10 protein-coding genes and 2 pseudogenes are annotated in these 12,828 nt (G+C 40.6%); 1 reads left to right on the top strand and 11 read right to left on the bottom strand.

Features of this window, described 5'->3' with window-relative positions; genetic code table 11:
* Positions 1-108: 108 nt before the first annotated feature.
* The 11 genes and pseudogenes from drmC to PLEUR7319_RS41270 form a co-directional block, all read right to left on the bottom strand.
* On the bottom strand, positions 109-960 hold the full coding sequence (gene drmC / locus PLEUR7319_RS0112345) for a DISARM system phospholipase D-like protein DrmC (RefSeq protein ID WP_019505536.1): 852 nt from the start codon (positions 958-960) through the stop codon (positions 109-111).
* Positions 961-2,835, bottom strand: coding sequence for a DUF1998 domain-containing protein (drmB, locus tag PLEUR7319_RS0112350; protein WP_019505537.1), 1,875 nt, complete (start codon positions 2,833-2,835; stop codon positions 961-963). It abuts the gene before it with no gap.
* Between the two features lie 20 nt (positions 2,836-2,855).
* Positions 2,856-6,893 (bottom strand): DISARM system helicase DrmA, encoded by a 4,038-nt coding sequence (drmA, locus tag PLEUR7319_RS0112355; RefSeq protein WP_019505538.1) that lies wholly within the window; start codon positions 6,891-6,893, stop codon positions 2,856-2,858.
* A 138-nt stretch (positions 6,894-7,031) separates the two neighbouring features.
* A complete protein-coding gene (locus tag PLEUR7319_RS0112360) occupies positions 7,032-9,173 on the bottom strand; it encodes a UvrD-helicase domain-containing protein (protein ID WP_019505539.1) in 2,142 nt (713 codons plus the stop codon).
* 82 nt (positions 9,174-9,255) lie between these two features.
* A pseudogene (locus PLEUR7319_RS40670) lies at positions 9,256-9,640 on the bottom strand (DUF86 domain-containing protein).
* The gene (locus tag PLEUR7319_RS0112370) at positions 9,637-9,927 is read right to left on the bottom strand and encodes a nucleotidyltransferase family protein (RefSeq protein ID WP_026102471.1); all 291 of its coding nucleotides are present in this window, start codon (positions 9,925-9,927) and stop codon (positions 9,637-9,639) included. The pseudogene PLEUR7319_RS40670 and the gene PLEUR7319_RS0112370 overlap by 4 nt, the downstream one beginning before the upstream one ends.
* Before the next feature lie 125 nt (positions 9,928-10,052).
* Positions 10,053-10,292: pseudogene (locus PLEUR7319_RS40030) on the bottom strand (hypothetical protein); the annotation flags it as partial.
* Between the two features lie 2 nt (positions 10,293-10,294).
* Positions 10,295-10,648, bottom strand: coding sequence for a type II toxin-antitoxin system HigA family antitoxin (locus PLEUR7319_RS0112380; protein ID WP_019505544.1), 354 nt, complete (start codon positions 10,646-10,648; stop codon positions 10,295-10,297).
* A 97-nt stretch (positions 10,649-10,745) separates the two neighbouring features.
* Positions 10,746-11,072: a helix-turn-helix domain-containing protein gene (locus PLEUR7319_RS0112385; RefSeq protein ID WP_019505545.1), complete on the bottom strand. Its 327-nt coding sequence runs from the start codon at positions 11,070-11,072 to the stop codon at positions 10,746-10,748.
* 1 nt (position 11,073) lies between these two features.
* Positions 11,074-11,457: a type II toxin-antitoxin system RelE/ParE family toxin gene (locus tag PLEUR7319_RS0112390; RefSeq protein WP_019505546.1), complete on the bottom strand. Its 384-nt coding sequence runs from the start codon at positions 11,455-11,457 to the stop codon at positions 11,074-11,076.
* Positions 11,458-11,606: 149 nt separating this feature from the next.
* Positions 11,607-11,765, bottom strand: a complete 159-nt coding sequence (locus PLEUR7319_RS41270) for a hypothetical protein (RefSeq protein WP_237743564.1) — start codon at positions 11,763-11,765, stop codon at positions 11,607-11,609.
* 77 nt (positions 11,766-11,842) lie between these two features.
* Here PLEUR7319_RS41270 and PLEUR7319_RS41630 point away from each other — a divergent pair, with 77 nt between their 5' ends.
* Positions 11,843-12,784: an IS110 family transposase gene (locus tag PLEUR7319_RS41630; RefSeq protein WP_019505547.1), complete on the top strand. Its 942-nt coding sequence runs from the start codon at positions 11,843-11,845 to the stop codon at positions 12,782-12,784.
* Positions 12,785-12,828: the final 44 nt, after the last annotated feature.

Below are 12,828 nucleotides of genomic sequence, written 5' to 3' on the forward strand. Positions count from 1 at the left end.
TAATTGGTCTATATTACCTGGTTGAAAATGACAGAATCTATACATACCAAAACATTCAAGTTACTTTTTCTGGCGTTACAAATAGGTGCATATGACTATGTAACAATTTTAGATTAAGACCAATACATCATGTTGGATTAAATCTTCTATTTGACTTTCAACTTGATTAGCTAGATAACGACTCCGAACCAAAACACCCATTTCCATATTGAGAGTAAAAGCATACTGAGTAAGATTGGCACTTGTAATAAAGAGTTTATGAGAATCAGCAATAGCAGACTTAATATGCAAAGAACCATATCGACCTTCACTATCTACAGGTCTTTTGTGTTTCGGCCAAATAAATACCTGTGCTCGTTCAATAATTTCTTTTCCTAAAGCCTCTTTTATCCCAAAAGGAATTTTATCAGCAACTTCAGGGTTTTCTGCAATCAGTCTTACTTTAACTCCACGGTTCAGAGCTTTTATTAGTACCTGAGCGATGTCTGGAATTTTATAGATAGCAAAACTAATCAAGGTCAATTCATCTTGTGCATCACGAATTAACTGTAGTAAGACTTGGTCAGTCCGGCGAAAAGATGGACCATTAGTTTCTGGGCCAGTCCAAACTAACTCTACATCTAAAGCTTGGCGAATTTGAGTAACAGAATATGCAGCACTGCTTAAAGCTGCTGCGAGAGAGCAACTGTTCCAATTATTCTGATCCTGTTGCCAAATTGAGAGTAGTTCAGCAACTACACGCCGAAATTTTGGATTGGGTAGTTTTCCTAACAACTTTGCTACAAGAGCTTCATTGTATCCAGAAGGAGAGTCATGGAGACCAGCAATAACAGAATCGAGAACCGACGGTGATAAAAAATTTACGACTTGATCGATCTGTTTCAACAGTTTAATGTGGCGTAAGCTTGCTTCTGGTGTTACGTTTTCACGAGTACTATCCAGTGATTTCTCGTCTTTCATTTAAGTTTCAAAAAAGGCTAAATTATCGCTCGCAACTGTGGCAACTGTAGAAACGAGAACCGAACGGTCGAGAAATTTATTTCCCCGTTCGCAAGAAGTTTCTGGTGAGAACAAACAAGCGTGACAAGCTGCCCAATGTAAAGAATATGTACCACCATGGGGTTTGTGTTCGGCACACAGAGGGTCTGAAGCACACAAACGCATTTGTTGAAGAGCTTGGGCAATATGATAACCAAGAGTTTGCGATTCTCCCAACTTTACTAATCCACCCAAAGTCCCTTCACTATCGGGAGCAGCCGTGTAAATTAACAAGCCTGCTTGCGCTCCATTTTCAGCCTCTGGTGGCTGAGAGTAAATGCGTTCTCTTAAGCTGGCTACATTGTAACCACATTCAAGAGCTAACTGGCGCATTAAAGCATGAGCAAAAGAATGTAATAGAACATAACGAATACCAGGAAAAGGAACTTTATCTACAAGTTCTGAATTGCGACTATTGAGCCAGTCTTTTTGAGCTACTTTGATCTGTGTTTCATGTTTTTTGACTGCTGACAGTTTTTCCCATGCTTGTAATCTATCTTCGTTAAATTGAAGAAAAATTCCTTCTCCTTTAATTTCTGTTGCTGGCAGCCACTTGGGCTTGTAACGGCTGAGAGGAGCAATACATTCGTCATTTTGTTGTTCTATATCGGCAAAATCTCCTGGAGATTGAATTCGAGTAAACCCAATTAAAGCCCTAACTTCTCTTAGTCTTTCAATAAGAACAATTTGCCTAAAATATTTTTCATAGCCAACAGGAGCAGAAACAGGGTGCAATTGAAAATCTCTAGTATTTTTACTAGAGTCAGCTTCAGAGAAGATCTGCCATTCTGGTGTTTTTAAATCTTGGTAATTAGTTTCAGTTTCTTCAATTCCTTGCTGTTTAGCTTCGACGATCGCCCAAATTTCTTCTAGAGAGTAAGAGGTAAAATCTTGAAGCTGTCCTGTTGCTTGTAAGGCTGATAGTAAAACCTGTAATGTTTCTTGGCTATTAGCTTTACCTATAGTGACCCAGTTTTGTTCCACTAATTCTTCTAGCTGGTTTGAAGCAGAGGGAATGGAAAGAGCCGAAAGAGTAGAAGAAAACCAACTATTGGACGCACCTAAAAGAATACTTTTCATCTGACGATCGCAATCCTCAAAATTGCGGAGATGAGGATGACGACCTCTACAAGCTGGGAGATTATTTTTCCCTACCTCACCAAAAGCATCGGATAAACGACGACTGGATTTACAACCATCACAGTTAACTACAATGTCAGTGGCAGCACCCGATACCCCATATTCTTCTAAACGCAGAGACCCCTTACAATCACTATTACCTTGGTGAACGAAATATCGCCAGGGAAAATCATCGAGATGTCCATTTTCACAGGCAACGAGAAAACGAGCAGGAATTACGGCGGGTGGTTTTTTGGTTCTTGGGCAGTGAGTATGAACATAACGGGCTTCGTTAGGGCGGTAAGGATTATGTTTGAGTTCAAATAATCCTGATTGTAAAGGAGCAAGCAAACGACATTTGGGACAAACCATCCAGCTTGGGAAAGGGGCTACGGGTATGCCAATTCGCGCTGCTTCATCTAAGGGACTTTCGGCTGTTTCAGAAGGCATTGGGGGGAGGCGAAGCTCTTTTACTTGAGAACCGAGTCGGCGACGTACGGCAACCAAAAGTCTTGGCTCTGACAATTCGGCAGTGCGATTTTTCTCCCATTCTTCCAACCCCATGACCATAACTGCTAAATTTGGTAGATCGGCGATCGCACCAATACCGTAGGTAAATAAAATCTGACTGGGGCGTAATTCACCTACTTTGTACTTTTTAAAATCACGTTGAGTCATAAAAGTTATCAAAAAATCGTTTATGGGGTTTGGCTAAATGGCTGGGGCAAACGAGAATTATCTTCATCGGGAGGAGAGTCTGTTAAGACTAAGCCCACGGTAGGTTCGACATTACGCAGAGAATTAAGACAGGTAAAATCATCCCATTGTCCCTTACCCGCAGCTTCGATTAACTTAATTGCCGTACCGTCTCTAGAGGATGTTTGATATTGCAAAGTAGTGCCTGGTTCTAATTGCTGTATTCGTCTTAACCATCGATCGAGTTTAGCTGACAACTCCCGACGTAGGCGATCGCCTGCTTGAGTTCCTTCAATTTGTTCGACGCGACCGATAATAGCATCGAGGGCTGCTTGGACGTAAGGATGATTGCGTTCAATTGTTCCAGCGCGATCATTGCCATTAAACTCTTCTCCAGTTTGTCTGATTAATGAGATTAATAGAGCCGTTAAACCCCGATCTAATGCCCCCGATGCAAAAGGTGTGACGGAAAGTGCTTCTACGTGCTGATAAAAAGTAGCGTGATAATGGGCAAAACGTTCGTAATGGGATAAGTCTCTGGGTCGCGCCCAATTATAAACTGTAATTACTAACCCTGGATGAGTTCTGCCTACCCGTGAAGTAGCCTGAATGTATTCGGCAGTATTTTTCGGTTGACCACAAGCAACCATCACTCCCAAACGTTTGACATCAACACCCACAGAAATCATATTTGTCGCCAAAATCACATCTAATGGATCTGGCTTTTCAACTCGGTCATTTGCTTTGCGACGGGATTTATTTTCGGCTTCGGTTTTGGGATCGAAAGGAATTTCCAATTTATCTAAAATGACGGGAATTTCAGTAGAATCCTTGCGAGAGGTCAATTCGTCCATTAGTATGCGAGTTCTTTTAGCAAGTCCTCGCCGTTCCATTTTTGCCAAACGGTTGCGAATATCATCTTCTACTAAACGCCTTGTTCCCCCCAATTCCCGCAGAGAATTGAAGTAACCAACTAAAGTCATCCAGGGGTCTGCTTTTTCACCATACTGTTCGTATAAAGCCTGAGATGCAGATAAAACAGCAAGGTAAACACGAATCATAGTTGCTTTTAAACGCCGTCCAGGGGCGCAGATACCTAAATAACGACGACCAGGGTTAGCCTCGCTGGGTAATCTTTGTCGTGAGAAGAAATTATCTTGAATATCTAAACCTTGGGGTGGGAAAATCTGAAGCTGGCGTAAAAAGAGGTTGTAAACTTGGGTTTGAGCTTGACGAATGGTAGCAGTTGAAGCGATAACTTTGGGGCGAACTAGTTTACCGTTAACTTCCCAAGAGGCTAATTTATCTATGGCAGTTTCATAGAGTCCCACCAAAGTTCCCAAAGGACCACTAATTAAGTGTAATTCGTCTTGAATGATTAAATCTGGCGGACGCAATTTAGCACAGGCTATGGTTTTGGCAGCAGGAAGAGAACCAGTTTTATTGTGTCGCTCCTTATCATCTACATCGGAGGAACGAAAACCATGTCTTTCGCAGTAACCACTAACTTGCCCAAACAGCATTTGTACTTGACCTTTCCAGGGCATTTGAGCAAACTTATCGACTGTGGCAATCAGTAAAGTAGGAAGACGACGATAAATTTCTTCATCAACGACTAAAATAGGCAAACCTTCACCCTTAGAAAAGATACAGCGACCTAAACTATCACCACATCTAATAAAGGTGCGTCCTCTACCTTTATCTACTGGTTCGACAGTAATATTTTTACCTGGATCGATTTTGCTACCGCACCAAGGACAGTTAGTAAGCTGATGGGGTGTACCGCCTTTGATCTGTCGAGATTGTCCTCGCAGTTGTTTGATACACTCTTCACTTTGAGAGGTATAGTTAGGGGTGCTATTTTGACCTACCCACAAACCAATGCGAAAAGGTTCATTGCCCCATTTAGATTCATCTTGACGACGAATCTCTTCACAAGCACAGATTAAAGTAGTAGCTCTTTGGAATTGTTGGAGAGTAAGCAGACGCAAAGTGTAGCGCATCAGAACTGCTACGCCGTAATTTCCATCTCTACCTCCTACTTTCCCCTGTAATCTTCTTAAGCCAATAGTATGTGCAGTTAGTCCTAAATAAGCTTCTGTCTTACCGCCTCCTGTGGGAAACCAAAGCAAATCGGCGATCGCTTTGGTGGGGTCAGAACGGTCTTGATGATGTAGATCGGTAACGCTAGGGAGATTGAGCAGAATAAAAGCTAACTGGAAAGGATACCAACTGCGGTTTTTAGGTATGTCTATATCTGCTAATTTAAGTTTTTCGCCTCTTCTGATTTTCTCTGCATAGAGTGAATGGATGCGCTGCTGCCACATAGCATGATTCATAAACTGGAAGGCTTCAACAGCTTGAGGATTATCTTGCAGCACAGCTATACCAGCTTGAATGCGTTCTAAAGTCTGTTGGCAATTGGCGATCGCACTTTCAGCTACATCCTGATATTCTGTCAGTTCCTCGGTAGGATCGTTGATGCGTTGTTGCTGCTGTTCGAGCCAGCTAGAATAAGCAGTTACCAGAGGATTGAGATAGGTCGTTAATTCTTGAGCTTTCCCTTGGGCTAATTGCTGCATATCTAAAACCAAGCCTGTCAATTGGGGAATTTCCTCTTCAGTAGGAGGGGTAGTTTTGGCAACTTCATAGGCAGGAACAAAGCTAGTAGCTAAACAAAAGGCGCGTCTGGGATTTTCTGCTGTAGTTTCGGCGCGAACGCTGACCCCATGTCCCACGGCAAACTCTACCTGGTGACGATACAGCATTGCCATGGCTTGGTTTTCCTGATGAATTAATGGGTCGAGATTTTTAATCGAAATAGGTATGGGTTTACGCAGGAAAATATCTGGATTCGACGAGTCTAGAGAATTAACAATTAATTCTGGTTGAAATAGCCAAGCGCGATCGCGCAGTTTATTTGGTTCTTGTTGGGCATTAACTAGAAAAAGTGAAATAATCCAATCTTTATTATCTAGACGGCGTATTTTCCCACTTACGTACACATCTGGCTCTTCTTGGGGTGAAACTACCCAGTGAATTTCTCGCCCATTAGCTAAAGCTTCAGTCGTTGTTCCTGAATGAGGATAGCGTTTCCACACCTGTCGAGGACTGCCATCTTCCTTAAAACTAATCTGACTCTTTTCTCGTTGATATTTACCCCATTGGGCAGTAATTGCTATTGTCTCTACTTCCCCGCTAACGCAAAAGGTCATCCCCATTGAAGAGGGGAACATGGTGTTGGGAGGAGGAACACTTCCTTGGGTACTGTCTTCTTCTGGACTATTTTGACCAGCAATTCCCAAACTTTCTTGCAGTTCTGATTCTTCTTCTAAAGGAACTTCATCTGCTTGTGGTTCGTTCTTTTTGCGTCGAAATTGAGGGGCGAGAAGACCTACTAGATAGCGATCTGTAACGCTTCTTTCTTCGATTTCCTCTTCTGCACCACCTACAGGACCATGAAGGTCTTTGAGAATGGCTGCTTCAAGTTCGGCACGAATTTGATAGGTAGTGGCTTTATTTAGTATTTGTGTATTGTCGTTCTTATTTTGGTTGGAATTAGCTGTTTCGACGGAGATAATAGTTGGAACGGATGAAGAACTCGATCGATCTTCTTCTGTGGCAATTTTCAGTTTTGGGTCGATCGTAAATTGTTCTGTAACTAAACTACTTTGTGTACCTTCATTTAAATTTTCAGTAGCTACATAGTTTGTTTCTAGAAAACTAGATTGTGACCAGACTTGAGGAGTAGATTTAGATTTGGATTGCTTTTTGGTCGAAGATTTACTTTTTTTAGGCTTTACTTTTTCAAAGCAACGAATAATTCGATCGGCTATATCATCATCGATCGCGCCATCGATTCCTAAGACCTCAGCACGATCGGAAAGATCGAGTCGGGCTAATAAAACTTCTAAATACTTTTGCTGGGCAGAAACTACTTCACTCCAGTCCAACTGTGCCTTTCCAGCTTGTAATTGTTGATTGATCTCGGTTAAATCTAATCCGCCAGGTAATATAGGAGGAAGTTTAATGATGTTCATGTGTTGGGTTTTAGTTTTTAGTTTTTAGTTTTTAGTTTTTAGTTTTTGGTTCTTAGTCCTTCGTCCTCTATTTCTACAAGAAGTATAGATACTCATCGAAATCTACTGTAAATTAAACTAACTACTAACTACTAACTACTAACTACTAACTACTCCCAAATTCCACCATTGAGGGTCAAAATTTTGCAGTAAGATTCCAGGTTTTTGGGCTGGCACTACTATTAGTAAGGCACGCATGGCTCTTGTCATGGCAACAAATAAGGTGCGACGTTCTCGATTGTAGATTTCAGTTTTAACATCCTGGGGTGTACCTCTGGCAATAGTGGGGAAAGAAGAAGTAAGAAATCCCGCGATCGCGACTATGGGAAATTCCAATCCTTTGGCTGCTTTTAAGGTCAGAATTTTTACTCCCTGCTTATGCAAATCTAATTCTCGGCTGTCAGTGTAATGAGCTTCTAATCCTTGATAATTTAGTTGTTGGGCTAGTTTTGTTCCCGATTCGGCTGTCGGTACGAGAATGGCACAAGAGCCAATACCAAGGCGGTATTCGCGAGTAGCAGTTTGACCGTGAGGGATGCTCTCGGTTAGAGAGCATATCCAATCACGGTGTTGACAGAAACGGGTTAGTAAAATAGCTTCGTCTTCAGCATGATTAACGGCACGTACCGCAGGTAATGCACCATTGTTAATGTATTCACGATCGCCAATCTCGCAGTCGATTACGCTTTCATTAAGGTAAGAATGGGCAGCTAAATCGATTTCTTGAGTGGTACGGTGATTAATGCGAAGAATGCCCGTACGTCCGACAAATTTGAGGTCACTATGAATATCGCGCCAACGGAAACTACTGCCATAAATAGATTGATTAGCATCTGCGGTAATAAATAGGCGGTTTGGGGCGCGACAAAGTTGAATCAAGATACGCAGACCATTAGGATCGAGGTCTTGGGCTTCGTCGATAATAACTGCATCGTATAAAGGTGGATTTGGGCTTTGACGTAGTAGTTGTAAGGCGTGGGTACGGAGTTGCTGCCACGTTACCAGATTATTTTGCTTGAGGAGTTGATAGAATTGTGACCGTAGATGCCAGATAGCTTGACGTTGAGTTTTATTCAGAGGAATTTTGCGCCCATTTCTCGGCGTAGCTTGATAAGCTTCAAGAGTAGTAATTTCTCTGGCTTCAATAATGCTGTTGATTTCTTCGAGGAGATAATCTGGGTTGAGACGGTCGAGAATTTGTTGTTGAGCATATCTTTGTAGTTTGTTACCAGGTAAAGAGGTAATCGCCTTTGATAATGCTTGTTTGAGTAATTTACGAGCTTGTTTCGTAGTAAGCAGTTTAGGGCTTTCATGGCGAACCAAAGAAAAAGCGATCGCGTCTGCTGTTTTTACCTCAACGTACTTAATATCATCTCCCAGTAAACTGGTTAGCAGTTGCTCGGAAAACGCCACTAGAGCGTTAGTGTAAGTAGTAAATAAGATTTTGGGTTTCTCAATGCCAGCAGCTTTGAGGGCTTCTATAATTGCCTTAACGCGATAGAGGGCAACGGTACTTTTTCCCGTTCCTGGACTACCTTTAAGCAGAGTAGGACCTTGAGCATCGATCGCCCAATTTACGTATTTTTCTTGTTCGGGATTGAGTTTGAGCAGAAAACCGAGTAAATTGCCTTGTTTGAAACGAAGTAGATCGTCAGTACTGCCAGTAACCAAAGAAGGTTGAGCCAGAACGCGATCGAAGTTAGGTGTGGTAATGCAATCAAAAAGACGATTTCTGATTTCTTCGGGTACATCTACTGTAATTAAATCGTCTAAAGTGCGACAGGTGATGAGGGGAACAAAACATTCTTGAGGGATTCGCAAACTTTGAAGTAGCTCTTCGTCTATTGTGACTGGTAATAAAGTTTTCTGGTCTTTTTCTTGAATAATTGGAGGTTGAGGCGCAATTTCGGGACTTAAAATTGTTTCTAGATCGGGCAGGTTACTAATATCTATTTCGGGAGTTTCCGCGACTAATTTGCTTCCTTTATAGACATCTTTACGGGCATCAACTCCCAGGAGTGTTACCCAACCATCTCCATAGGTGTAGATGATGCGATAATCACCAGAACGCAGGCGATAGACGTTACCTTTGTAGCCATGGAGTTTTTTCTTGAGATTGCCATGAGGTTTAGGCTCGTTGCGGAGAACTTCAATTTTTTCAAGTATCTGAACTACTCGCTCTTTGGGAATGAGAAGTAATTGATTGGTAAAAGTGGGTTTATGAATAATTTCAAAGGTCATGGCAAGGAGTCAAGAATTTAGTACCTTTGTTACTATCATTCCCCAATGAGTTTGATTTCTCTCTATTTAAGATCGATCGACACTACCGAATAACTTGAATAATCTTATTAATCCCAGTCTTTAAATTGGGTAAGTCATTAACGATGATGCCCCATACCTCATCTAAATCTACCCGAAGATAGTCGTGAATTAAAACATCTCGCAATCCAGCAATTCTTCTCCAAGGTACTTCTGGATATTTTGCTCTAAATTCAGGCGATAATCTTTTTGTTGCTTCACCAATCACTTCTTCTTGGTGCGCGTTCCCTTGCTGATTAAAAATCAGCGGGGTCGCACCGCAAATTGCGAATGACGGCATCTTGAATCATACGAGTCTGCATAAATATTTTTTTCCCATCAAGGGTATAAGACTCAATTGCTTCAATACATTCTTGTATATTACTGAGATAAAGTAGATCGTTTTTCATAAAGGGATAGCTTCTTTTAATACCTGTTCGCGAATACATTCATGTAGGATTTCTGGTTTGGCAACATCCACTTTGCGATCGAGTAAATCTTCTAAATCTTGAATTAAAGCGATACGATTTAACAAACTGCGTCCAGCTTGAATGTCCATCAAGAAATCTATATCACTATCTGCGGTGACTTCTCCCCTAGCTACAGAACCAAAAATCCGTACATTAGAAGCTCCATATTGAGCAGCAATTTTGAGGATTTCTGCTCGTTTTTCTTGAAGTAATTCTTTTATTTCCATATCTTTTTCAATTGAATAGATTTTCTGTCGGTATAGATTTTCTTCTTTTACTCCTAATTCAAATGTACGAAATGGATAATTTTCTTCTTTAACTTGATTAATCAATATTTCTAACCTATTTCTTTTTTTGAAGTTTCATTAGCTAGTTTATTAAGCTCTGTGGTTATGTTCATTAAGTCTCTCAACAAGTCGATTAGAGATGCGGAGGCAACCTCCGCCTCTCTCGACTTCAAAATTAGTCTGGCTGTTTCTGGTTCGCCGTTTAGAAAAAGAGAAATAGCTTCATCTAGCAATGCTTTAGCAAACGCAGGGTCTTTTTGAACTCTGTCATTAATTGTTTCTTTAAAATTTCTAGTCATAGACATAATTATTCTGAAGACAAAAACATGATTGGAGAAATATGAAAAAACTCACTAAGTTTTTTAACTTGTTTGGCAGTAATTTTCTGCTTCTTTTCTAAAACTTTAGTAATTGTAGATTCATCACCAAAAATAGAAATAAGGTCACAGGGTTGCAAATTTTCTTCAGTCATTAAAGCCTGAATAAGTTCGATTCCTTCTACTACTGGCATTGGTTCGTGTTTTTGCTCGTATTCATAGACGAGAGTCCCTAATACTTTAAGGTAGTCTTTATCATCTTGAGTAATATTTTGTTTATCTAAAATTGCATCAATTCGTTCTTGAGTTGCCAGCAGTTCGGCTTCATTATTTATTAGTCTCATATTTATTGTCTTAAAAAGAGCAAAGATTCATAAGTTACAATTTAATAGTCAATTCACGATCGCACTAAAAACTAAAAACTAATAACTAACAACTGTTTCAACAAGATATTGGCTCTTTAGTGGGATTATCTTCAAGAGGAACGAGATTGAGTGTCAGTTTTTGATTTAGAGCGATCGCAATTTTGTGCAGCATTACCAACGAATTTCCCTCGTAATCAGCTTCTTCTAAATCGTCAATTAAAGTTTCTGTCGTTCCAACAAGTTCGGCAAGTTGTTGTTGAGTTAAACCTGCTTTTTGACGAGCATCATATATAAGTTGTCCTACTTCGGCATTGAGTGATGCTTCTGCCAGCATTTCCCGCATTTGAGCATCATCTCCAATCATATTGTCTATAATTTTCATCGCGTCAGTTGTCTTTGCCATTTTAAATTTCTCCTTGATAAGTATGAGCGGTTGGGTTTTGCTCGAATATATTTTTTCTGGTTATCGCTTTTTCTATATCGGTATTGGGAACGGCACTTCCCTTTTTAATTATGGCGTGGGCAAGAATTGCTATGTTTTGTCCTTGAAAAAAGTAAAGGATTCTATATTGTACATTTCGGTGTTTTGCTCTTAATTCTCTAATACTACCTCGTAGATAGTCCGATGCGGGGCGGCGAAGTTCGTGACCTGATGCTTGTAATTGTTGAATTCTGGCTAAACAGTTGATAAAGCCTTTGGGATTCTTTTTCTTAAGCTCATTTAACCATTCCACTACTGGAACAGTTCCATCTTCCTCTTGGTAAAAAAATATTTGTGTTTCTGGCAAATCGTTATCCTGGCAAAAATCTATTTTTCATATTCATCAACCAAAATAATTGTAATTGTCTAGGAGTATCCTTAAAAACTAAAAACTAATCACTAATATGCTCCGCGGTATCCTTGTATCTTGAAATTAGGATTTTAAATCCTGATAGTTTAGAGAAGGTAGTAGACCGTGGTATCCTTGGTTGCTCGAAACCGTCCTAAAGCTGGGTCGCTACCAACTCTTCCTCCTCTAGTGAACTCAACAGCTTCAATAGCCTCAACGGGGGTTCCCCCCGCAACGGCTTTTCGCTCAAACAATCGCCTGGGCAAACTAAGCCCGTATTTTAGCAAGGAAGAGTCAAAGGAGCGAGAGAAACAATCAACATAATCACCACAGAGAAAAACTCATGAGTGAACAACAGTGGGTAGGAATAGATGTCTGTCAACAATATCTTGATGTCTACGTACGTCCATTAGGAAACCTATTTCAAGTAACAAATAATGAGGTAGGAATTAGTAAGCTAGTTCAAACTTTAAAAAACATCGAACCAAAATTAATTGTTTTGGAAGCAACGGGAGGTATGGAAATTGATGCCGTAATCAAGTTAACTGAGGCAAAACTTTCTGTAGCAGTAATCAATCCTCGTCAAGCCAGAGATTTTGCCAAAGCGACGGGAACACTAGCCAAAACCGATGCTATTGATGCTCAATTGTTGGCGCATTTTGCCGATGCGATACGTCCTCAAGTGAGACCAATAAGTGATGAATCTTCGCGCCAACTAGAAGATCTAGTAACTCGTCGCCGTCAAATTAGTGACATGATTACCGCCGAAAAAAATCGTCGTCGAGGTAAAACTAATTCAATTCAAGCCGATATTGACGAACACATTGAATGGCTCGAAAAGCGACTCAAAGAAATTGAATCCCAAATCAAATCAGCAATTGCGATTAATGAAGACTGGCAGCAAAAGATGAAATTGTTGACTAGTGTGCCTGGAGTCGGTGAAGTAGTAGCTGTGACTTTGATCTCATCTTTACCAGAATTAGGTACAATCTCGCATAAATCAATTTCCTACTTAGTTGGTGTAGCACCCCTAAACAGAGACAGTGGAAAGTTTCGAGGCAAGAGAAAAATTTGGGGTGGACGAGCTACAATTCGTTGTGTCTTGTATATGGCGACTCTAGTGGCTGTTCGTTTTAATCCTGCTATCAAAGCTTTCTATGAGCGTTTGCTCAAAAAAGGGAAACTCAAAAAAGTTGCTTTGACTGCTTGTATGCACAAGCTTTTAATTTTGCTCAATGCCATGATGAGAAATAATCAAACCTGGCGACAAGAAGTTAGTCCGTAATTGGCAACCTCAAATCGTTTAGTTCAATGACCGCGATCGCTTTG

Source organism: Pleurocapsa sp. PCC 7319 (assembly GCF_000332195.1).
Classification (GTDB): domain Bacteria; phylum Cyanobacteriota; class Cyanobacteriia; order Cyanobacteriales; family Xenococcaceae; genus Waterburya.